This is a genomic window from Streptomyces sp. NPDC107575, assembly GCF_055657265.1.
In genome coordinates, this window is the sequence record NZ_JBVKBG010000004.1 from 773039 (window position 1) to 796128 (window position 23090).

Annotated in this window: 17 protein-coding genes; 13 read left to right on the plus strand and 4 right to left on the minus strand. The window is 69.3% G+C overall.

Annotated features, from left to right (window positions below):
- Positions 1-18 precede the first annotated feature (18 nt).
- The 7 genes from ACZ7L4_RS23220 to argG all read left to right on the plus strand — a co-directional run bounded on the left by ACZ7L4_RS23220 (position 19) and on the right by argG (position 8616).
- Positions 19-771 carry a GntR family transcriptional regulator gene (locus ACZ7L4_RS23220; protein WP_472105145.1) on the plus strand — a complete coding sequence of 251 codons (753 nt, stop codon included), beginning with the start codon at positions 19-21 and terminating at the stop codon, positions 769-771.
- 189 nt (positions 772-960) lie between these two features.
- On the plus strand, positions 961-2691 hold the full coding sequence (locus ACZ7L4_RS23225; protein ID WP_472105146.1) for a purine-cytosine permease family protein: 1731 nt from the start codon (positions 961-963) through the stop codon (positions 2689-2691).
- Positions 2692-2921: 230 nt separating this feature from the next.
- Positions 2922-3116: an SPOR domain-containing protein gene (locus tag ACZ7L4_RS23230; RefSeq protein ID WP_472105148.1), complete on the plus strand. Its 195-nt coding sequence runs from the start codon at positions 2922-2924 to the stop codon at positions 3114-3116.
- Between the two features lie 21 nt (positions 3117-3137).
- Positions 3138-3545, plus strand: a complete 408-nt coding sequence (locus tag ACZ7L4_RS23235; protein WP_472105150.1) for a (deoxy)nucleoside triphosphate pyrophosphohydrolase — start codon at positions 3138-3140, stop codon at positions 3543-3545.
- A 144-nt stretch (positions 3546-3689) separates the two neighbouring features.
- On the plus strand, positions 3690-4115 hold the full coding sequence (locus ACZ7L4_RS23240; protein ID WP_472105152.1) for an ATP-binding protein: 426 nt from the start codon (positions 3690-3692) through the stop codon (positions 4113-4115).
- Positions 4116-4342: 227 nt separating this feature from the next.
- A complete protein-coding gene (locus tag ACZ7L4_RS23245) occupies positions 4343-7081 on the plus strand; it encodes a SpoIIE family protein phosphatase (RefSeq protein ID WP_472105154.1) in 2739 nt (912 codons plus the stop codon).
- 89 nt (positions 7082-7170) lie between these two features.
- A complete protein-coding gene (argG, locus tag ACZ7L4_RS23250; RefSeq protein ID WP_450811079.1) occupies positions 7171-8616 on the plus strand; it encodes an argininosuccinate synthase in 1446 nt (481 codons plus the stop codon).
- 131 nt (positions 8617-8747) lie between these two features.
- On the opposite strand, the gene ACZ7L4_RS23255 is transcribed toward argG, so the two are convergent.
- The 4 genes from ACZ7L4_RS23255 to ACZ7L4_RS23270 all read right to left on the minus strand — a co-directional run bounded on the left by ACZ7L4_RS23255 (position 8748) and on the right by ACZ7L4_RS23270 (position 12652).
- Positions 8748-9515 (minus strand): succinate dehydrogenase/fumarate reductase iron-sulfur subunit, encoded by a 768-nt coding sequence (locus tag ACZ7L4_RS23255; protein WP_472105156.1) that lies wholly within the window; start codon positions 9513-9515, stop codon positions 8748-8750.
- A complete protein-coding gene (locus ACZ7L4_RS23260) occupies positions 9512-11443 on the minus strand; it encodes a fumarate reductase/succinate dehydrogenase flavoprotein subunit (RefSeq protein WP_472105158.1) in 1932 nt (643 codons plus the stop codon). Before ACZ7L4_RS23260 ends, ACZ7L4_RS23255 begins: the two co-directional genes overlap by 4 nt.
- Positions 11443-12285, minus strand: a complete 843-nt coding sequence (locus ACZ7L4_RS23265; protein ID WP_472105160.1) for a hypothetical protein — start codon at positions 12283-12285, stop codon at positions 11443-11445. Before ACZ7L4_RS23265 ends, ACZ7L4_RS23260 begins: the two co-directional genes overlap by 1 nt.
- A 70-nt stretch (positions 12286-12355) precedes the next feature.
- Positions 12356-12652, minus strand: coding sequence for a hypothetical protein (locus ACZ7L4_RS23270; RefSeq protein ID WP_472105162.1), 297 nt, complete (start codon positions 12650-12652; stop codon positions 12356-12358).
- Between the two features lie 305 nt (positions 12653-12957).
- Between ACZ7L4_RS23270 and ACZ7L4_RS23275 the strand changes: the two genes are divergently transcribed.
- From ACZ7L4_RS23275 to ACZ7L4_RS23300, 6 genes are all read left to right on the plus strand, one after another.
- A complete protein-coding gene (locus ACZ7L4_RS23275; protein WP_472105164.1) occupies positions 12958-15267 on the plus strand; it encodes an ABC transporter family substrate-binding protein in 2310 nt (769 codons plus the stop codon).
- 174 nt (positions 15268-15441) lie between these two features.
- Positions 15442-17349 (plus strand): translational GTPase TypA, encoded by a 1908-nt coding sequence (gene typA, locus ACZ7L4_RS23280; RefSeq protein WP_450811073.1) that lies wholly within the window; start codon positions 15442-15444, stop codon positions 17347-17349.
- A 644-nt stretch (positions 17350-17993) separates the two neighbouring features.
- Positions 17994-19025: an ABC transporter permease gene (locus tag ACZ7L4_RS23285; protein WP_472105166.1), complete on the plus strand. Its 1032-nt coding sequence runs from the start codon at positions 17994-17996 to the stop codon at positions 19023-19025.
- A 106-nt stretch (positions 19026-19131) separates the two neighbouring features.
- Positions 19132-20928 (plus strand): ABC transporter substrate-binding protein, encoded by a 1797-nt coding sequence (locus ACZ7L4_RS23290; RefSeq protein WP_472105168.1) that lies wholly within the window; start codon positions 19132-19134, stop codon positions 20926-20928.
- A gap of 112 nt (positions 20929-21040) precedes the next feature.
- Positions 21041-22018: an ABC transporter permease gene (locus ACZ7L4_RS23295; RefSeq protein ID WP_422409482.1), complete on the plus strand. Its 978-nt coding sequence runs from the start codon at positions 21041-21043 to the stop codon at positions 22016-22018.
- Positions 22019-22028: 10 nt separating this feature from the next.
- Positions 22029-23090: an ABC transporter ATP-binding protein gene (locus ACZ7L4_RS23300; protein WP_422409484.1), complete on the plus strand. Its 1062-nt coding sequence runs from the start codon at positions 22029-22031 to the stop codon at positions 23088-23090.

Consider the following 23090-nt stretch of genomic DNA (forward strand, 5'->3'; position numbering starts at 1 on the left):
GATCTGAGGGGACGACCAGTGACATTCGGTGAGCAGCCGGCGTATCTCCGCGTTGCGGGTGATCTCCGCAAGAAGATCGTCAGTGGATCGCTGCCGCCGCACACCCGCCTTCCCTCACAGGCCAAGATCCGTGAGGAGTACGGGGTTTCGGACACGGTGGCGCTGGAGGCCCGCAAGGTCCTGATGGCGGAGGGGCTCGTCGAGGGCCGGTCCGGCTCGGGGACGTATGTGCGCGAGCTGCCCGTGCCGCGCCGCGTCGCCCGCTCCGGGTACCGGCCGAGCAGTGGTTCCACGCCGTTCCGGCAGGAGCAGGCCGATCCCGACGCGCGCGGGACCTGGGAGTCGCGCAGCGAGCAGATGGAGGCGGTCGCCTCCGTCGCCGACCGGCTCGCGATCCGCGCGGGCGACCGCGTGATGCGCACCAAGTACGTGTACCGGGACGCGGGCGAGGCGATGATGCTCGCGACCTCGTGGGAGCCGCTCGCCGTCACGGGGCGCACGCCGGTGATGCTCCCGGAGGAGGGCCCGCTCGGCGGCTGCGGGGTGGCCGAGCGGATGGCCGCGATCGACGTGATCGTGGACAACGTGACGGAGGAAGTGGCCGCCCGCCCCGGCCTCGCCGAGGAGTTGAGCGCGCTCGGCGGCGTCCCCGGGCATGTCGTGATCGTCATCCACCGGACCTTCTTCGCCTCGGGCCGACCGGTCGAGACGGCCGATGTCGTCGTCCCCGCGGACCGCTACCGCATCGCATACCACCTGCCGGTCAGATAGCCGGTGACAGCCGGAGCAGTGCCCGATGGCCGGGGCGCGCCGTCCGGGCCGTGTGATCCCGAGTTAACCGCGCCCCAACTCCCGTAACAGGCAGGCAATCGAGCCCTGCCGCAGATTGTCATGTACGGCTCCTATGTTCCCTCTCCGAACGCACTTGGTATACCGCCGACGGAGGAACGGGTAGCCGCCATGACCGAGACCGCCGTACCCCACGCAGACCCGGCGTCCGGGTCGCCCGCAGGAGGGCCCGACGGGCGGGCCCCCAAGCGCAGTTACGCCAAGCTGGCCGCCGACGAGTCCCGCGAGGACTACTCGCTGCGCTACGCCCCGCACTCCTACCGGCGCTGGTCCGAGACCACGGTCGCCTCCACCGCGCTCGGCGGCATCGCCTACCTCGCGGACTTCGCGATCGGCGCGTCCATCGTCTTCACCTACGGGTTCACCAGCGGACTCGCCTCGATCCTGTGCGCGGCGACGATCATCTTCACCACCGGCATCCCGATCGCCCGGGCCTGCGCCAAGTACGGCCTGGACATGGACCTGATCACGCGCGGCGCCGGCTTCGGCTACTTCGGCTCGACGCTCACGTCCCTCATCTACGCCTCGTTCACCTTCATCTTCTTCGCGCTCGAAGGCTCGATCATGGCGCAGGCGATGCACGAGGTCTTCGGACTGCCGCTGCCCATCGGGTACTTGGTGACCACGCTGATCGTCATCCCGATCGTGTTCCGCGGGATGGGTGCGCTCGCCAAGGTGCAGGCGTGGACGCAGCCGGTCTGGCTGATCGGCCTGGTGCTCCCCTTCGTGATCCTGCTGTTCAACTCTCCCGGTTCCTTCGGTGAGTTCACGCACTTCGGCGGCACCGAGGGCGCGGGCAGCGGATTCTCCTGGATCGGCTTCGGTCTCGGCACCGGCGTCGCGCTCTCGCTCATCGCGCAGATCGGCGAGCAGGCCGACTACCTCCGCTTCATGCCGGCCAAGACGGAGGCGAACAGGAAGCGGTGGAATCTGGCCGTTCTGGCGGCAGGGCCCGGCTGGGTGATCATCGGTGCAGCCAAGCAGATCGGTGGTGCGCTCCTCGCCTTCGTGGCCCTCGAAGCGGTCGGCAAGACGCACGCCCTCGAACCCATCGCCCCGCAGGTCGAGGCGCTCAAGCCGTGGCTCGGCCCGGTCGCCCTGCCCATCGCCGCGCTCTTCGTGGTCGTGTCCCAGATCAAGATCAACGTCACCAACGCGTACAGCGGTTCGCTGTCCTGGTCGAACTTCTTCTCCCGCGTGACGCACCGGCACCCCGGCCGCGTCTGGTACATCTTCCTCAACCTCGCCATCGCGCTGACGCTGATGGAACTGAACATGTTCGCGGCCCTGAACAAGCTCCTCGGCTTCTACTCGAACGTGGGCATCGCCTGGATCGCGGCCGTCGCCGCCGACCTCGTCATCAACAAGCGGGTCGGCTGGAGCCCCAAGTACATCGAGTTCAAGCGGGCCTACCTGTACGCGGTGAACCCGGCCGGATTCGGCGCCATGGTGATCGCCTCGACCGTCTCGATCCTGGCGTTCTTCGGGCTCTTCGGCGAGTACGCCGAGGCCTTCTCCACGTTCATCGCCGCGGGCCTCGCGCTGGTCCTGTGCCCGCTCATCGCCTGGGCCACGAAGGGCAGGTACTACCTGGCGCGGCCGAACCCGGTGAACGGCCCGGACGTCGAGGTGGAGGACATCACCGCGACCCACACCTGCACCGTCTGCGAGACGGCGTACGAACTCCCGGACATCGCCGACTGCCCGGCCCACTCCGGCCCGATCTGCTCGCTCTGCTGTTCCCTCGACGCCGACTGCGGCGACGTCTGCACCAAGAAGCCGACGGGGGAGCCGGTGCTGATGCCGATGCCGGAGGTGCGTACGCCTTCTCGTACCCACTGACGCCGTACCGACGACGGACGGAGGGGGCGCACCCACGCGGGTGCGCCCCCTCCGTCCGTCGTCCGCGCGTTCGGTCCGTGGCTTGTTGCGTATCTCTTTGTGCCAATCCGTATCCGGTGCGTAAAGGTCAGGCGTAGGCTCGGGCATATGCGGTTTGCGGTTTCCTCGGGGATGGGAGGCAGGGCGCGATGCGAGTCGAGGCCGGTGCGGCCAGGGAGGGGCGGGGCGCGATGAGCGACAGCACGGCCACACTTCCGTGGCAGGTCATCCGCGAGGACGACAACGGGAACCGCTACCGGGTGGGCCGTTACGCCACGAAGGCCGAGGCCCAGCGCATGGCCGACAGTCTCGACGACCGCAGGGGCCACCAGCCGACGTACTGGGTGGAGCGCCTGGGGCAGGGGCGGAACAACACGGCGCTCTGACGGGGCCATAGGCTCCGGCGCATGCCCCCTGAGTCACCATCACCGACCGTCGTGGTCGCCGCGGCCCTGTACGACACCGAGGAGCGGCTGCTCGCCGCGCGGCGCAGCGCGCCCCCCGAGCTCGCGGGCCGTTGGGAGCTGCCCGGTGGCAAGGTCGAGCCGGGCGAGGCGCCGGAGCACGCGCTCGTCCGCGAACTGCGCGAAGAACTCGGCATCGAGGCCGAACCGCTCGCCCGGGTGCCCGGGGAATGGCCGCTGAAGGCCGGGTACGTACTGCGGGTCTGGCGCTGCCACCTGCGCTCCGGCGCCCCGCGCCCCCTCCAGGACCACGACGAGCTGCGCTGGCTGACGGCGGACGAGATCTGGTCCGTGGACTGGCTCGACCAGGACGTGCCCGCGGTGAAGGAGGTCCTGCGGGACCGCGGCTGACCGGGGCTCGTGCCCGTTTCCCGCGCGCCACGCCTACGCCGTCCGTGCCACGGCGCACCCCACTTCGCGATAGCGCGCCACTCCGTCCGGGTATATCCCGATTAACCCTCTGAAACCGGACAGGGTCCTTCGCGGGCCAGGGATGTGATCCGCGTGCTCCACACTGAAGGCGACTGCGTCGAGTGGGCCTTTCCCGCCGACCCGTCGGCCGTCCGCAGGGCGCGCGCCGAGGTGCGTACACAGCTCGTCGACTGGGGGCTCGAGGAGCTCGCCGACCTCGCCGCGCTGCTGGTCAGCGAGCTGGTGACCAATTCGCTGCGGTACGCGTCCGGGCCCATCGGCGTCCGGCTCGCCTGCCCGCCCGGGCCTCCGGGAGTCCTCCTGGTGGAGGTCTCGGACCCGCTGCCCGACCCGCCCTGCGCCCGCACCGCGGCCCCCGACGAGGAGGGCGGGCGCGGCCTGCAACTGGTGACGGAGGTGTCGCGGCGCTGGGGCACGCGGCCGGGCGGGGAGCGCTCGGGAGGGAAGACCGGGAAGACGGTGTGGTTCGAGCTGGCGCTGCCGGATTAGGAGCGGCCCGAGTGGGACAGACGCCGGTGAGGGACCGGGTGTGAGATGCCGTGTGTGGGCGCACCCGCACCCTGGGTACGGAAACAGTCGGTCCCGACGGGCCAAAAAGCGTCGGGACCATGGTGTGATCGTGAACACCGTGTTGCGCGGCTCCGTAGTGCTGGATACTGCGTGCAGCCGCCTCGGTGACCGGTGCCGGACGCGGTGAGCTGGAGGGGACGGTTCGCGTGAGCGAGATACCAGCGAAGGGCAGGGCGCCCGAGGGCCCCGCGAGCGCGGCTTCGACGCCGCGCGCGGAGCGGGTGCCGCCGGGCGGTGCCGCTCCTGATGCCGCGGGCACGGAGCGGGCGGAACCGATCCCGGAACCGGAAGCGGGCGCCCCCTCGGTCCTTCCCGATGAGTCCTTCGGCCGGACCGACCTCTGGCAGGCGAGCCCGCCGGGTTCGATCTACGACTACATCAAGGTCGCCTCCTTCTCCATCGGCTCCGACGGCGCGATCGACCAGTGGAGCCGGCGGGCCGCGCAGCTCTTCGGGATCCCGGCCGAGGAGGCCGTGGGCAAGGACCCCATCGAGGCCTTCGTCGCCGCGGACCTGCGCGAGCGCGGGCACCGCAAGATGGCGGAGATCCTGGACGGGCAGGAGTGGACGGGCGTCGTCCCGTTCCGGGTGCCCGCGCGCTCAGGGGAATCGGAAGCGGAACCGCATGCGGAGGCGCCGGCCGCGGCGGGCGCCGGGCCGACCGGGCTCGCCGAGATCTATGTGATGCCGACGACCACCGAGTCCGGCGAGCGGGCCGCGGTGTGCATCGTCGTCGACGTGCGGACCCTGCGCCACATCGAGACCGACCTCGCCGCCTCGCAGGCCATTTTCGGCCAATCTCCCTTCGGCTTCCTGCTGTTCGGCACCGACCTCAAGGTCCAGCGCACCAACCGCACCCTGACCTCGGTCTTCGGCGGACACGTCGACGACCACCGCGGCCGCACCGTCCACGACTACCTGCCGCGGCACGAGGCGGACCGCGTGCAGGGCGCGCTGCGCCGGGTCCTGGAGACGGGTGACGCGGTCACCGACATGCAACTGGTCGGCCCCGCACCGGAGTCCACGGAGCGGCGGCACTGGTCCATCAACCTGTACCGCGTGCACAGCGGTTCGGGCCGCCCCATCGGCGTCGCCGGACTCGCCACGGACGTCACGCGCAGGCACGCGGCCGCCCGCGAGGCCGCGCACGCCCGCCGCAACCTGGCGCTCCTGAACGAGGCGGGCTCCCGCATCGGCAACTCCCTCGACCTGGAGACGACCGCCCGCGAACTCCTCGACGTCGTCGTCCCCGGCTTCTGCGACCTCGCCTCCGTCGACCTGTACCAGGGTCTGCTCGCCGGCGACGAGACGCCGCCTGGCCTCGCCGACGGCAGCGCCGAACTGCGCAGGGTGGCCGCCGCGAGCGCCGTCGCCGACGTGCCGTTCCTCGATCTGGGGGGCGAGGCCCCCGTCAACGTAGGGGCGGTGCACCGCTTCTCGTTCAACTCGCCCTGTGCGAACGCGCTGCGCACCGCGCGCCCGCAGACGCTGCCCACCGAGCAGCGCGGCCTCGTGCAGTCCACGCTCGCCGTGCCGATGGTCGCGCACGACACCGTCGTCGGGCTCGTGCAGTTCTCCCGCACGAAGGGCAGCGAGCCGTTCACCGAGCGGGACCGGGCGCTCGCCATGGAGCTGGCCGCGCGCGCCGCGGTCTGTATCGACAACGCGCGCCTGTACCGCCGCGAGCACGAGCGCGCGCTGATCCTGCAGCGCTCCCTGCTCCCGCCGGACGACCCGGAGGCGGCCGGGCTCGACATCGCCTGCCGCTACCGGCCGGGCAACGCCGCGACCGAGGTCGGCGGCGACTGGTTCGACGTCATCGAACTCCCCGGCCACCGCACCGCTTTGGTCGTCGGCGACGTCATGGGCCGCGGCCTGCGCGCCGCCGTCGCCATGGGCGAACTGCGCACCGCCGTACGGACGTTGTCCCTGCTCGACCTCGAACCGGCCGAAGTGCTGAGCGCGCTGGACGAGATCGCCCGCGGACTCGGCACCCCCGGCGGCGCCCAGCAGGGCACCCGCCAGGCCCGCACCGCCCGCTCCTTCGGCGGCGAGGACCTCTCCGAGGTGTACCTCGCCACCTGCGTCTACGCGGTGTACGACGCGGTCACCCGGCGCTGCACGTTCGCCAACGCGGGCCATCTGCCGCCGGTCCTCGTCGAGCCCGGCGAGGGCGCGCTCATGCTCGACGTGCCGCCGGGGATGCCGCTCGGCGTCGGCGGCGAGCCGTTCGAGGAGGTGGAGGTCGAGCTGCCGGAGGGCTCGCTGCTCGCCCTCTACACGGACGGCCTGGTGGAGTCCCGCGACCATCCGCTCGACGAGGGCCTCTCGGCCTTCCGCAACGCGCTGGACGACCCGTCCCCGGCTTTGGAGGACGTCTGCGACCACGTCCTCAACACCCTCGACACCCATCACGGCGAGGACGACATCGCGCTCCTCATGGCCCGGGTGCAGGGGCTGCCGAGCGGGAACGTCGGCGACTGGACGCTGCCGCGCGAGCCGAAGTCGGTGGGCAAGGCGCGCGAGTACGCGCGGGCACAGCTGCTGAGCTGGGACATGGAGAGCCTCGTCGACACGTCGGAGCTGCTGGTCAGCGAGCTGGTCACCAATGCGCTGCGGTACGGCGAGGGGGACATCAGGCTCCGCCTCCTCCTCGACCGGACGCTGGTGTGCGAGGTGTGGGACGCGGGCCTCGTGCAGCCGCGCCGCCGCAGGGCGCGGGACACGGACGAGGGCGGTCGCGGTCTTCAGCTCGTCGGGCTGCTGAGCGCGGCATGGGGCTCGCGCCGGACGCCGCGCGGGAAGACGGTCTGGTTCGAGCTGCCGCTGCCGGACGGGGAGACGGGCATGGCGGATCCGACGGAGGCGCTGCTCAGCCTGTTCTGAGCGGCTGTACGGCCGGTCCTCGTGGTGACGCGGAGCACATCCCTCCGACCCCCGTTGCATGGTCATGCATTCTCATGCATACTCTTCCTATGTCCAAGGTCCTCACCTCCCTCCCGGCCGGCGAGCGCGTCGGCATCGCCTTCTCGGGCGGCCTCGACACGTCGGTCGCCGTCGCGTGGATGCGTGACAAGGGCGCCGTCCCGTGCACGTACACCGCCGACATCGGCCAGTACGACGAGCCCGACATCGACGGCGTGCCCAGCCGAGCGAAGGCGTACGGCGCCGAGATCGCGCGTGCCGTCGACTGCAAGGCCGCCCTTGTCGAGGAGGGCCTTGCCGCGCTGACCTGCGGTGCGTTCCACATCCGCTCCGGCGGTCGCGCGTACTTCAACACGACGCCGCTGGGCCGCGCGGTCACCGGCACGCTCCTGGTGCGGGCGATGCTGGAGGACAACGTCCAGATCTGGGGCGACGGCTCGACGTACAAGGGCAACGACATCGAGCGGTTCTACCGCTACGGTCTGCTCGCCAACCCGAACCTGCGGATCTACAAGCCGTGGCTCGACGCGGACTTCGTGACCGAGCTCGGCGGCCGGCAGGAGATGTCGGAGTGGCTGGTCGCGCACGGCCTGCCCTACCGGGACTCGGCGGAGAAGGCGTACTCCACGGACGCCAACATCTGGGGTGCCACGCACGAGGCGAAGACCCTCGAGCACCTGAACGTCTCCCTTGAGACGGTCGAGCCGATCATGGGCGTCAAGTTCTGGGACCCGTCGGTGGAGATCCCCACCGAGGACGTCACGATCGGCTTCGAGAAGGGCCGCCCGGTCACGATCAACGGCAAGGAGTTCGCCTCCGCCGTCGACCTCGTGATGGAGGCGAACGCGATCGGCGGCCGCCACGGCCTGGGCATGTCCGACCAGATCGAGAACCGGATCATCGAGGCCAAGAGCCGCGGCATCTACGAGGCGCCGGGCATGGCCCTCCTCTTCGCCGCGTACGAGCGCCTGGTGAACGCGATCCACAACGAGGACACGGTCGCCCAGTACCACGCGGAGGGCCGGCGCCTCGGCCGCCTCATGTACGAGGGCCGCTGGCTGGACCCGCAGGCCCTGATGATCCGGGAGTCGCTGCAGCGCTGGGTCGGCGCCGCGATCACCGGTGAGGTCACCCTGCGGCTGCGGCGCGGCGAGGACTACTCGATCCTCGACACGACGGGCCCGGCGTTCTCGTACCACCCGGACAAGCTCTCCATGGAGCGCACCGAGGACTCGGCGTTCGGCCCGGTCGACCGGATCGGCCAGCTGACCATGCGCAACCTCGACATCGCCGACTCGCGCGGCAAGCTCGAGCAGTACGCGGGCCTCGGCCTCCTCGGCGAGGGCAGCCCGGTCGCCGGCGCGGCCCAGGCCGCGGTCACGGGCCTGATCGGCACCATGCCGGAAGGCGGCGCCCAGGCCATCGCCTCCCGCGGCGAGATCTCCGCGGAGGACGAGGCGCTGGACCGCGCGGCGATGGAATCCGGCACGGACTGACTCCGTCGGTCGACCAGTCATTGAAGGGGCGCCCCGAGCACGGGGTGCCCCTTCGGCATGTGATGGCGGCATCGTTCGCACACGTCTCGGGGCTCTGCCCCGGACCCCGCTGCTCAAACGCCGCAGGGGCTTTAAGTGCGACGGCGGATTTTGTTGCCGAGCCAGACCACCGGGTCGTACTTGCGGTCCGCCGCGCGTTCCTTCAAGGGGATCAGCGCGTTGTCCGTGATGTGGATGCCCTCGGGGCAGACCTCGGTGCAGCACTTGGTGATGTTGCAGTAGCCGAGGCCGTGGTCGTCCTGGGCGGTGGTCTTGCGGTCCAGGCCCGTTTCGGCGGCCGCGTCCAAGGGGTGCATGTCGAGTTCCGCGACGCGCATCAGGAAGCGGGGGCCCGCGAAGGCCGCCTTGTTGTCCTCGTGGTCACGGACGACGTGGCAGGTGTCCTGGCACAGGAAGCACTCGATGCACTTGCGGAACTCCTGCGAGCGGTCGACGTCCTCCTGCATCATCCGGTACTCGCCGGGGCCCACCCCGGCGGGCGGGACGAAGGCCGGGACCTCGCGGGCCTTGCGGTAGTTGAAGCCGACGTCGGTGACGAGGTCGCGGACCACCGGGAAGGCGCGCAGCGGCGTCACCGTGATCGTGTCGGTGCGTTCGAACACCGACATGCGCGTCATGCACATCAGACGTGGCCGCCCGTTGATCTCCGCCGAGCACGAACCGCACTTGCCCGCCTTGCAGTTCCAGCGGACCGCCAGGTCGGGGGCCTGCGTCGCCTGCAGCCTGTGGATGATGTCGAGGACCACCTCGCCGTCGTTCACCTCGACCTTGAAGTCCTCCAGGCCGCCACCGCCGACGTCGCCCCGCCACACCCGGAAGGCCGCCTCGTAGCTGCTCACTCGAAAAGCTCCTCTTCGGCCAGGTACTTCACCAGCTCCTCCTTCTCGAACAGGGCGAGCAGGTCGGGGCGGATCGGTTCGGTCGTCTCGCGGGTGAGGGTGATCTGGCCGCGCACCGGGTCGGTGGCCGCCAAACCGCCGGTGGGGTCCCGGAGTTGGCAGAGCAGATTCGCCCGCCGCCACTCACGGTTCATCGCCGGATGGTCCTCGCGGGTGTGCCCGCCGCGCGATTCCGTGCGCTCGAGGGCGGCCCGCGCCACGCACTCGCTGACCAGCAGCATGTTCCGCAGGTCGAGCGCGAGGTGCCAGCCCGGGTTGAACTGCCGGTGCCCCTCCACCCCGGCCCGCCGCGCCCGCACCCGCAGATCCGCGAGCTTGCGCAGCGCCTGCTCCATCTCGCCCTCCCGCCGGATGATCCCGACGAGATCGTTCATCGCCTGCTGCAGCTCCTGGTGCAGGGTGTACGGGTTCTCGGGTGTGACGCCCTCCTCCTGGCCCTCCGCCGAGAAGGGGCGCAGCGCCTCCGCCGCCGCCGTGTCGATCTGCTCGTCCGCGACCCCAGGACGGGCCGTGCGCGCCTCCGCGTACGTCGCCGCGTGCAGCCCCGCCCGGCGGCCGAAGACCAGCAGGTCGGAGAGCGAATTGCCGCCGAGCCGGTTGGAGCCGTGCATACCGCCGGCCACCTCGCCGGCCGCGTAGAGCCCGGGTACGCCGCGCGCCGCCGCCGTGTCCGAGTCGACCGCGATGCCGCCCATCACGTAGTGGCAGGTCGGCCCGACCTCCATCGCCTCTGCCGTGATGTCGACGTCCGCCAGCTCCTTGAACTGGTGATACATGGACGGCAGTCGGCGCCGGATCGTGTCGGCGGGCATGCGGGTGGACACGTCGAGGAAGACGCCGCCGTGCGGAGAGCCGCGGCCCGCCTTCACCTCCGCGTTGATGGCCCGCGCCACCTCGTCGCGCGGCAGCAGCTCAGGGGGTCGGCGGTTGTGGTCCGGGTCCTCGTACCAGCGGTCGCCCTCCTCCTCCGACTGCGCGTACTTCTCCTTGAAGACATCGGGCACGTAGTCGAACATGAACCGCTTGCCCTCGGAATTGCGCAGCACCCCGCCGTCGCCGCGCACCGACTCCGTGACGAGGATCCCCTTCACCGAGGGCGGCCAGACCATGCCCGTCGGGTGGAACTGGACGAACTCCATGTTGAGCAGTGGGGCGCCCGCCAACAGGGCCAGCGCGTGGCCGTCGCCCGTGTACTCCCACGAGTTCGACGTCACCTTGAAGGACTTGCCGATGCCGCCGGTCGCGAGCACCACGCTGGGCGCCTCGATGACGAAGAAGCGTCCGCTCTCGCGCTCGTAGCAGAAGGTGCCGGAGACCGCCCCCGCCTCGTCCTTCAGGACCCGGGTGACCGTGCACTCCTGGAAGACCTTCAGGCGGGACTCGTAGTCGCCGGTCTCCTTGAAGTCCTCCTGCTGGAGCTGGACGATCTTCTGCTGGAGCGTGCGGATCAGCTCCAGGCCGGTCCGGTCGCCGACGTGCGCGAGCCGCGGGTACTCGTGCCCGCCGAAGTTGCGCTGCGAGATCCGTCCGTCGCCCGTCCGGTCGAACAGGGCGCCCCAGGTCTCCAACTCCCATACGCGGTCGGGGGCTTCGCGTGCGTGCAGCTCCGCCATCCGCCACTGGTTGAGGAACTTGCCGCCGCGCATCGTGTCGCGGAAGTGCACCTGCCAGCTGTCCCCGGAGTTCACATTGCCCATGGAGGCGGCGATGCCGCCCTCCGCCATCACCGTGTGCGCCTTGCCGAACAGCGACTTGCAGATCACCGCCGTACGAGCGCCCCGTTCACGCGCCTCGATCGCGGCCCGCAGCCCCGCGCCACCGGCGCCCACCACGACAACATCCCACTGCTGCCGCTGCACTACAGACATCAGAAGAACCTCGGATCATCGAAAGCACCGGACGCGACCAGATACACGTAGAAGTCGGCGAGCGCCACGCTCACCAACGAGGCCCAGGCGAGCAGCATGTGACGGGCGTTCAGCTTCCCGACCCAGCCCCAGAGCCGATACCGCACCGGATGCTTCGAGAAGTGCTTGAGGCGGCCGCCGACGATGTGCCGGCAGGAGTGGCAGGAGATCGTGTAGGCCCAGATCAGCGCGATGTTCAGCAGGAAGACGAGCGTGCCGAGGCCCATGTGGCCCCACTCGTACTTCTCGTCGCGGAACGACAGCACGGTGTCGTACGTCAGGATGCAGGCGACGAGGACGGCTGCGTAGAAGAAGTAGCGGTGGATGTTCTGCAGGATCAGCGGGAACTTCGTCTCGCCGCTGTACTTCTTGTGCGGCTCCGCCACCGCGCAGGCCGGCGGCGAGGCCCAGAAGCCGCGGTAGTAGGCCTTGCGGTAGTAGTAGCAGGTCAGCCGGAAGCCGAGCGGGAAGATCAGGATGAGCAGCGCGGGGGACAGGCCCCACCAGCTGCCGAAGATCTCCCAGTTGGGGCCGTGCCGCATCGGTTCGCAGTTGTCCGCGAGGCAGGGCGAGTAGAACGGCGAAACGTACGGGGCCGCGTAGTAGTCGGCGTTCGCGAAGGCCCGCCACGTCGAGTAGACGATGAAGGCGAGCAGTCCGCCCGCGGTCGCGGCCGGGGCCAGCCACCAGCGGTCCGTGCGCAGATGGGGCGCGGCGATCGCGGCACGCGTCCGGCCTCGGACGCCGGTGCCGCCTTTCGTATGGGGTTCTTCGGTACTGGTGGGTTCCGTGCCGGTGGCCAACGAAGCCTCCGCTCGCAGGGACGGGGGGATGGGGGAGTGCGGACAGAGCGGCGTGGACGGGTCGGGCGGATCAGGGCGCGTGCCGGTCCCGCGCGCCGAGCCCCTCGTCGTCCGAGTCGGTCCACAGGGAGCTGTCGTACGGGGCGTCGGGGATCGTCACGAGATCGGGGCGGCGCGGCGCGTCCGGGCTCGCGGCCGACTCGCGCAGCAGGGCGACGCTCTCGCGCAGATGTGCGGTGTCGGCGCGGACCCGGCGCAGATCCGGGCCTCCCGCGACGCCCTCGAGCTGGGGCTGCAGGCGCCCGACGGCGCGCGCGAGCTCGTCGACACAGCGCTGAACCGCCGTCAAGTCGTCGTGCAGGGACATGACTTGGCCTCACTTCCGCTGGTGCGGCGGAGTTGCTCATGCGCCTGCGAGTGTCGCGCGTCACATTGCCGTTTGTGAAGGGATCCGTGCGGATTGCCGGTGTACGCCGTGGTGCGTGCCCGCGAATTCACGCCGTCGGGGCGGGGCGGGGTGGAGCTGCTTTGGGCCGCACGGGTGGCTTCCGGGCGGTCTGCGGGCGTGTCGGACGGCGCCCCTCCGCACATCCACTTCAGTTGGCCGATAGATGTGATCAGCTCCATATACCGCCAAACGAGACAAACCGGCCAGCCCCGGAGGTACCCGTGATGCCCCACGTCCCAAGGCGCCCAGGAGCCGCCGCACGCTCGGCCGCGTTCCTCGTGAGCGGCGCGCTCGCCGTGACCGCGCTCGCCGGCTGCGGCTCCAGCGACGAATCGGGTCGGCCCGCCGCCGCGCCCGACGTCGCCTCGGCCGCCCGCACGCAGGTCAAGGACGGCGGCACGCTGCGGTGGGCGATCGACGACGTGCCGCAGACCCTCAACGCCTTCCAGGCCGACGCGGACGCGGCCACGAGCCGGGTCACCGGGGCCGTGCTGCCCTCGATGTTCCGGCTCGACGCCGAGGGGCGTCCGCAGGCCGACCCCGACTACCTGGAGAAGGCCGAGGTCATCAAGACCGAGCCCAAGCAGGTCGTGCTGTACAAGCTGAACCAGCAGGCGGTGTGGAGCGACGGCCGGGAGATCGGCGCCGCGGACTTCGCCGCGCAGTGGCGCGCCCTGTCGGGGAAGAACAGCGCGTACTGGACCGCCCACAACGCGGGCTACAACCGCATCGAGAACGTCGAGCGCGGCAAGAACGACCTGGAGGTCAGGGTCACGTTCGCCAAGCCGTACGCGGACTGGCGCTCGCTGTTCTCGCCGCTGTACCCCAAGGACGTCATGGGGACCCCGGACACCTTCAACGAGGGCGCGCGCGGCAAGCTCAAGGTGACCGCGGGCCCCTTCGCGCTCGACGAGCTCGACCGGGACGGCAAGCAGGTCACGCTGGAGCGCAACCCCCGCTGGTGGGGCCGCCCCGCCAAGCTGGAGAAGCTGGAACTCACCGCAGTGCCGCGAGACAAGCGGCCCGCCGCGCTCGCCGCCGGCAAGCTCGACCTCGCCGACGTCGACCCGGAGGCCGCCGAGCGCATCGCGTACGCGGCCCGCGACAAGGGCGCGTCAGGACCGCTCGCGCACGGGCCAGGCTCCGGCGTCACCTCAGGTGACGCGCTGCGCTCCTGGGCGCGGGCGCACAACGAGGACTGGGAGGTCGCCGAGGCTGAGCTCGAGGCCCGCGCGAAGACCCGCAAGGCCGTCAAGAAGTACGCGAAGGAGCAGGCGGGCCTGAACGGCTTCGTCGTCCGCAAGTCCCTCGAACCGGCCTACACGCAGCTCGCCCTGAACGGTTCGACCGGCCCGCTCGCCGACGAGCGGGTGCGCCAGGCCGTGGCCCGCGCCCTCGACCGGGGCAAGCTCGCGCAGAGCGTGCTCAAGCCGCTGGGGCTTCCGGCCAGGACCGTCGGCAGCCACCTCGCCCTGTCCGGGCAGGCCGCGTACGCCGACAACAGCGACGCGCTCGGCAAGCAGGACGCCGACAAGGCGCAGGCGCTGCTCGCGGAGGCGGGCTGGGTGCGCGGCGGCCCGATCGAGGGGCAGACGGAGAAGCCCAAGACGGCGGGCGGCAAGGCGCAGGGCGCCGCGGCCGAGTCCGACGACGGCACGTACATCATGGGCGAGGACGACCAGAAGCCCGCCGACGACGCCAAGCCCGGCGACGCCGCGCCCCCGCTGCTCGGTCCGGGCGCCCTCGCCGCCGCCCAGCACTCCGCGCTCCTGCACCAGGCCGACGCCGCGAAGGTGCGCTCCGCCGAGCGGGAGGGGAAGCACGCGGGCGACGCCAAGCAGGGCGCGGCCCCCGGCGCGTACGCCCCGAAGGGGACCCCCGCTCCGCAGCAGGCCGCCGCGAAGGACGCGGGCGAGGCCGGGGGCAAGGACGGTGCCAAGGCCGGCGCCGCCACCGGGCAGATGGTCAAGGACGGCAAGCCGCTGACCCTGAACTTCGTGCTGCCCTCCGGGCCCGACGCCGAGCAGCTGCAGTCCGTCGCCGACCGGATCTCGGCGATGCTGCAGAAGATCGGCGTGCGCACGGACATCACGAAGGTCGACGACGAGACCTACTTCAAGGACCACATCGCGGCCGGCGACTACGACATGGCGCTGTACTCGTGGCCCGGCTCCGCCTACCCGGCCACCGACGCCCGCCCGATCTACGCCAAGCCGGTCCCGGCCGCCGACGGCGAGCTCACGGTCGAGCAGAACTACACGCGGGTCGGCACCGACCACATCGACCAGCTCTTCGACCAGGCCGTGGGGGAGCTCGACCAGGAGAAGGAGCGCTCGCTCGTCCGGCAGGCCGACGAGCGCATCTGGGCCGCCGCAGGATCGATTCCGCTGTACCAGCGGCCCGAACTGGTGGCGGCGAAGGCGAACCTGGTGAACGCCGGGGCGTTCGGCTTCCAGGAGCCCTCCTACGAGGACATCGGCTTCCTGAAGCCGGGCGGCAAGCTCGGCGGCTCACCTGCGCAGGACGCAGGCTGACCTGCGGTTTCTTCGGGCGGGCCGCTACTTGGGGAGCGGCCCGCCCGGCCCGGCTGAGCCGCAGGGCGCCAAGACACGTAGCATGGGGTGAGGCCGTGGCATGTCCAGCCCGGCAGGGCCCGCGTAAAGCAATGAGCGCGCAGCCGACCACTCACTCCAGGAGTACGCCTCACTATGGCCACGCGCCACGACATCCGTAACGTCGCCATCGTCGCTCACGTCGACCACGGCAAGACCACCATCGTCGACGGCATGCTGAAGCAGGCCGGTGCCTTCGCCGCCCACCAGCTGGAGTCGGTCGACGATCGCGTGATGGACTCGAACGACCTGGAGCGTGAGAAGGGCATCACGATCCTCGCCAAGAACACGGCGGTGAAGTATCACCCCAAGGCCGGCGAGGACCCGATCACGATCAACATCATCGACACCCCCGGCCACGCCGACTTCGGTGGCGAGGTCGAGCGCGGCCTGTCGATGGTCGACGGTGTCGTCCTGCTCGTCGACGCGTCCGAGGGCCCGCTCCCGCAGACCCGCTTCGTGCTGGGCAAGGCGCTCAAGCAGCGGCTCCCCGTCATCCTGTGCATCAACAAGACGGACCGCCCCGACGCGCGGATCGACGAGGTCGTCAACGAGACGTACGACCTCTTCCTCGACCTCGACGCGGACGAGGACCAGATCGAGTTCCCGATCGTCTACGCCTGCGGCCGTGACGGCGTCGCCTCGATGACCAAGCCGGAGGACGGCACGGTCCCGGCCGACTCCACGAACCTCCAGCCGTTCTTCACGACGATCCTGGAGCACATCCCGGCTCCGACGTACGAGGAGAACGCCCCGCTCCAGGCGCACGTCACCAACCTGGACGCCGACAACTTCCTCGGCCGTATCGCGCTGCTCCGCGTCGAGCGCGGCGAGCTGCGCAAGGGCCAGACCGTGGCCTGGATGAAGCGCGACGGCGAGATCCAGAACGTCCGCATCAGCGAGCTGCTGATGACCGAGGCGCTCACCCGCAAGCCCGCCGAGGTCGCGGGCCCCGGTGACATCTGCGCCGTCGCCGGTATCCCGGACATCATGATCGGCGAGACGCTGGCCGACCCGGAGAACCCGGTCGCCCTGCCGCTGATCACGGTGGACCAGCCCGCGATCTCCATGACCATCGGTACGAACACCTCGCCGCTGGTCGGCCGCGGTGGTGGCGGCAAGGGCGCCGACGCGAAGAGCAGCGTCAAGGACCGCAAGGTCACCGCCCGCCAGGTCAAGGACCGCCTGGAGCGCGAGCTGATCGGTAACGTCTCGCTGCGCGTCCTGGAGACCGAGCGCCCCGACGCCTGGGAGGTGCAGGGCCGCGGTGAGCTGGCGCTCGCCATCCTCGTCGAGCAGATGCGCCGTGAGGGCTTCGAGCTGACGATCGGCAAGCCGCAGGTCGTCACCAAGGAGATCGACGGCAAGACGCACGAGCCGGTCGAGCGCATGACGGTGGACGTCCCCGAGGAGCACATGGGCGCCGTCACGCAGCTCATGGGCGTCCGCAAGGGCCGCATGGACAACATGTCGAACCACGGCTCCGGCTGGGTCCGCATGGAGTTCGTCGTCCCGTCGCGCGGCCTCATCGGCTTCCGTACGGAGTTCCTGACGAACACCCGCGGTACGGGTATCGCGCACTCCATCCACGAGGGCCACGAGCCGTGGTTCGGCACCCTGCAGACCCGTAACAACGGTTCGCTGGTCGCCGACCGTGCCGGCTCGGTCACCCCCTTCGCGATGATCAACCTCCAGGAGCGCGGTGTGCTGTTCACCGAGCCCGGCACCGAGGTGTACGAGGGCATGATCGTCGGTGAGAACTCGCGCGCCGACGACATGGACGTGAACATCACCAAGGAGAAGAAGCTCACCAACATGCGCGCCGCGTCCGCGGACTCCACGGAGAACGTGGTCCCGGCCCGCAAGCTCTCCCTGGAGCAGTCCCTGGAGTTCTGCCGCGACGACGAGTGCGTCGAGGTGACCCCGGAGGCCGTTCGCATCCGCAAGGTCGTCCTGGACCAGAAGGAGCGCGGCCGCAGCGCCTCGCGCGCCAAGCACAGCTGACCTGACGGCAGTTGGGCCCGGTACCCCTTCGGGGGGTGCCGGGCCCTTTGCGTTGCCGCTAGTCTTCACGCGGTCTACGCGCAGTGACGCCCGCGGTCGTTCTGTCTCCCAACAGAGGGTCAAGAACCGGGCGAGCGCAAGTGATTAAGTCCATTCCCGAGTCCGGAATCCGGACGTGGATGGTCGATAGATATGTAACACGTCCGTTTCGTGACCCTCTATCTCGGATCTGTTTGTCCGGATTTTGGGAGAAGTACGCATCAGGTGTGATCGAACCGAGACCAAAAGAGTGTGGTCGCGACAGCGACTGTGGCTAATAGTGGTCCGCGTAGAGCTCGGGTCAATGGGTCACGCGCTAAGGGGGGCGGCGACTCGCGAGCGCACTGAGGCAGCGTCAACTTCGCCGTCAGGGGTGTCGACGGGGTGACGGTCTTCTGCCTCCACTTGCAGTGAACGAAGTGGACTCATGAGGAGGCGGTCGAGGTGGCGATCCGACGCTGCGACGGTTTTTGACAGTTCCTCAGGGGTGGGCCTCACCCCAGTCGTTGGTCCTTCTCGCGCGCTTCGAGTGACGTACGCCGTGCGACGGCCGCCGGATTGCTTCCGCCTCCGATGGCCTCCGATACCTGTGAAACGGACGAATCATGACAAGTCCAATCGAGATTGAGGGCGCCGAGACCTCTTCCGCCTTGGACAAGGAGAGCGCGCCGCAGGGCGACGCGAAGGAGCCCAAGAAGCTCGAGGGGCGCAGCCCCGGTCAGTTGATGTGGCGGCGCTTCAAGCGGGACAGGACGGGTGTCATATCCGCCTGGATCGTCATCGCCTTCTTCGCGATAGCCGCGCTCGCCCCGGTCATCTGCAGCCTGTACGGCAAGGACCCGTACACCTTCTACGGCCAGGACGACCCCACGCTCCTCAACGAGTTCAACCTGCCGGCAGGGCCCAACGGCGGCATGTCGCCCGAGCACTGGTTCGGCATCGACCCGAACTACGGGCGCGACGTCTTCGCGTATCTCCTCTACGGCATGCGGACGTCGCTCTACACCGCGCTGTGCGCGACCATCGGCATGGTGATCCTCGGCGTCGTGCTCGGCCTTCTGGGCGGCTACTTCGGCGGCAAGATCGACTACTGGCTCGGCCGGCTCACCGACTTCATGATGGCGCTGCCCAACCAGCTGTTCATGGTCGCGGCCATGCCCGTCATCGTCACCGTCTTCGTGGCCCCCGACGAGGAGACGCCGGTCTACGTCCGGTTCCTCGCCATCACCGGCATCATGTGGCTGCTCACCTGGATGACCCTGGCCCGCCTGGTGCGCGCGGTGACGCTGTCGCTGCGCGAGCGGGAGTTCGTCGAGGCGGCCAAGGTCGCCGGCGCCTCGCCCTGGCGGATCATCCGCAAGGAACTGCTGCCCAACCTGGTGACGCCGATCATCGTGCAGGGCACCTACCTGCTTCCCAGCACCATCCTCTCGGTCGCCTTCCTCTCCTTCGTCGGTGTCGGCTACCAGGACCCCACGCCCGACTGGGGCCTGATGTTCGCGACGGCGGCGAAGATCTACGAGGTGGACCCGACCTACTTGTACTTCCCGGGTGTCGCCATGGTCGTCTTCTTCGTGGCGTTCAACCTCTTCGGTGACTCGGTCCGGGACGCGTTCGATCCCAAGACCGGACGCTGACAAGGCCTCACCGAGGGTCGCTGCCACCCGGGCGCCGGACCGACACAGCCGGATGCGTCAGGCAGCACACAAGGATCACTACTCACAGGCAGGTGGATTCAACTCCATGAGCATCCTTCGTTCGCGCACGGCGCAGGCGACGATCGTCGCCGCCGCTGTCGGCGCCCTCACGCTGACCGGCTGCAGCAGCGGCAGCAACGACAACGACAAGACCGTGGGCAAGTCCAAGACCGATGCGAAGGCCCAGGCCAAGCCGGTCATCATGGGCACCGCGCAGCAGTCGGTCGGCCCCGCCAAGGCGGTCCCGGGCGCCAAGAAGGGCGGCACGGTCCAGGTCTACCAGGAGACCGACTTCTCGCACCTCGACCCGGGGCAGATATACGTCTCCGACGCCGGTCTGCTCTCCAAGCTCCTCTACCGTGGCCTGACCACGTACACCGAGGACGACAAGGGCACCCAGACGGTCGTCGGTGACCTCGCCAAGGACGCGGGCAAGTCCTCGGACGGCGGCAAGACCTGGACCTTCGAGCTGAAGGACGGGGTCAAGGACGAGAACGGCCACACCATCACGTCGGCCGACATCCGGCACTCCATCGAGCGCCTGTACTCCTCGTTCCTGACGGACGGTCCGACGTACATCCAGCAGTGGCTGTCCGGCTCCGGCACCTCGTACCGCAAGGCGTACAAGGGCCCGTACGAGGGCAAGCACCTGCCGAAGTCGGTCCTGGACACCCCGGACGACAAGACCATCGTCTTCCACTTCAAGGAAGCCCACACCGACGTCCCGCAGGCCCTGGCCATGGCGGCGTACTCGGTCGTGCCCGAGAAGACGGACACCAAGCAGAAGTACGACCAGAAGCCGGTCGCCACCGGCCCGTACAAGATCTCGGCCTACAAGCCGGGCAAGAGCCTCAAGCTCGTCCGCAACGACAAGTGGGACGAGAAGACGGACCCGATGCGCCACAACTACGTGGACGGGTTCAACATCGACTACAACGTCTCCAAGGCCGACCAGACCAAGACGATCCTGGCCGACCGCGGAGAGGCCAAGAACGCCGTCATGTTCTCCGGCCAGATCGACGCCACCCAGCTGCAGAAGATCACGACCGACAAGAAGGTCATGAAGCGCACGGTGCAGGGCTACGGCCCGTACGTGTGGCAGCTGAACATGAACATGGACCGCATCAAGGACAAGAAGATCCGCGATGCCATCGCCCTGGCGATCCCGGCCACCGCGGCCGGCCACGCCGACGGCGGTGCCTACGGCGGTGACCCCGCCAACTCGCTGACGTCGCCCTCCACTCCGGGCTACGACGAGAAGCTCGACCCGTTCAACCGCGCCAAGAAGCCGAACGGTGACATCGCCGCGGCGAAGAAGCTGATCGACGAGGCCGGCGCCAAGGGCAAGAAGCTCGTCTACGCCTACGCCAACGTCGATGTCCGCGTCACGCAGGCGAACCTGATCATCAACAACCTGGAGAAGATCGGGCTCGACATCCAGAAGAAGGAAGTTGACCAAGCCACCTGGTACGAGCAGATGGGCAAGGTCAAGAACGGCATGGACCTGTACATGACCGGCTGGGGCCAGGACTGGGCCGACGGCAACACCGTCTTCCCGCCGTCGTACGACGGTGCCAACATCCAGGACGGCGCCTCCAACTACTCCCACGTCAACGACAAGCACGTGAACGCCGAGAGCGCCCGCATCCAGAAGATCGCGGACGCGGCCGAGCGCGCCAAGGAGTACGCGAAGCTCTCCAAGTACATCTCGGAGAAGATCAACCCGGCCGCCCCGATCTACTACACGAAGATCTTCCAGATCGCCGGCTCCAACGTGGGCGGTCTGCGCTACTCGTCGGTGACCAACTACACCGACCCGACGCGGATCTTCCTCAAGAAGTAGTTCGCACAAGGCAGTTCCCGGGGGTGAGGGCGCGGCGGAGCCCTCGCCCCCGGGCCGCCGCACATCCCCTCCTGGTCTCCCACCGCCACCGTCCTGAGAGCAGCTTTCTGCCATGCTTCGATTTCTCATACGCCGGACGTCTGGCGCAGCACTCATCCTTCTGCTGATCAGCGCCTTCACGTTCTTCATGTACTTCGCCATCCCACAGGACCCGGCGACGCTCGCGTGCGGCAAGAACTGCACCCCGGACGCGCTGGCGATCATTCACAAGAACCTGGGGCTCGATCAGCCGATTCCGGTGCAGTACTGGGAGTTCCTCAAGGGGATCTTCGTCGGCCGTGACTTCGCGGTGGGCCACTGCGACGCCCCGTGCTTCGGCGTCTCGTTCCGGAACAACCAGATGGTCTGGGACACGATGATGGACCGTCTCCCGCTGACCCTCTCGCTGATGCTCGGCGGCCTGGTCGTCTTCCTCACCGCCGGTCTGGGCGCCGGTCTGCTCGCCGCCCGCTTCCGCGGCACCTGGATCGACAAGCTCTTCTCCGGCGCCTCCCTGGTGACCAGCTCGTTCCAGATCTACCTGCTCGGCCCGATCGTGATGGGCATCTTCGTCTACAGCACCGGCTGGCTGAAGGCGCCCAAGTACGTGTCGTTCTGGGAGAACCCGGCGTCCTGGTTCATGGGCCTGCTGATCCCCTGGATCGTGATGGCGACGATCTTCACCGCCAACTACACGCGCATGGCGCGCTCCTCGATGATCGAGCAGCTCCAGGAGGAGCACGTCAGGGCCGCCAAGGCCAAGGGCATGAGCAGTCGCTTCGTGTTCTTCCGGTACGCCTGGCGCGGCTCGCTCATCCCGATCATCACCATCCTCGGCATGGACATCGCCTCGCTGCTCAGCGGCGGCATGGTCACCGAACTGACCTTCAACCTCTCGGGGATGGGCCGACTGGCGATCACGTCGGTCACCGGGAAGGACCTGCCCGTCCTCATGGGCGTCATGATCGTCAGCGCCGCCTTCATCATCATCTGCAATGTCGTCGTGGACGCCCTGTACGCCGTGATCGACCCGCGCGTGCGGCTGTCCTAGGAGAACTCCCGTGACCACACTCACCAAGCCCGAGGACGCCCCGGCCCCGACCGGTTCCGACGCGTTCTTGTCGGTACGCGACCTGCGGGTGCAGTTCTCCACAGAGGACGGCGCCGTCAAGGCGGTGGACGGCCTCTCCTTCGACCTCGAGCGCGGCAAGACGCTCGGCATCGTCGGCGAGTCCGGCTCCGGCAAGTCGGTCACCAACCTGACCGTGCTCGGCCTGCACCCCAAGAAGAACACCACCATCGACGGCGAGATCCTCCTCGACGGCAAGGAGCTCCTCACCGCCACGGAGCTGGAGATGGAGAAGCTCCGCGGCAACAAGATGGCGATGATCTTCCAGGACTCGCTGACCGCGCTCTCGCCGTACTACACGGTGGGCCGGCAGATCGCCGAGCCGTTCCGCAAGCACACCGGCGCCTCCAAGAAGGAGGGCCGGGACCGGGCCATCGAGATGCTGGAGAAGGTCGGCATCCCGCAGCCCAAGCAGCGCGTCGACGACTACCCGCACCAGTTCTCCGGCGGTATGCGCCAGCGCGCCATGATCGCCATGTCGCTGGCCTGCAACCCCGAACTGCTCATCGCCGACGAGCCGACCACGGCCCTCGACGTGACGGTCCAGGCGCAGATCCTCGACCTGCTCAAGGACCTGCAGCAGGAGTTCGGCTCCGCGATCATCATGATCACCCACGACCTGGGCGTCGTCGCGAACATGGCCGACGACCTGCTCGTCATGTACGCGGGCCGGGCCGTCGAGCGGGGCAGCGTGCGCGAGGTGCTCAAGCAGCCCCAGCACCCCTACACCTGGGGCCTGCTGGGCTCGATGCCGCGGCTGACCTCGGACATCGACGAGCCGCTGCTGCCGATCCCCGGATCGCCGCCGTCGCTGCTCAACCCGCCCTCGGGCTGCCCGTTCCACCCGCGCTGCGCCTTCACCGACAAGGTGTCCGGCGAGCGCTGCTCGGGCGAGCGTCCGGCCCTCCCGGCGGGGCGCGGTTCCGCCTGCCACCTGACGGCGGACCAGAAGCAGCAGGTGTTCATCGAGACGATTCAGCCCCGGCTGGGCTGA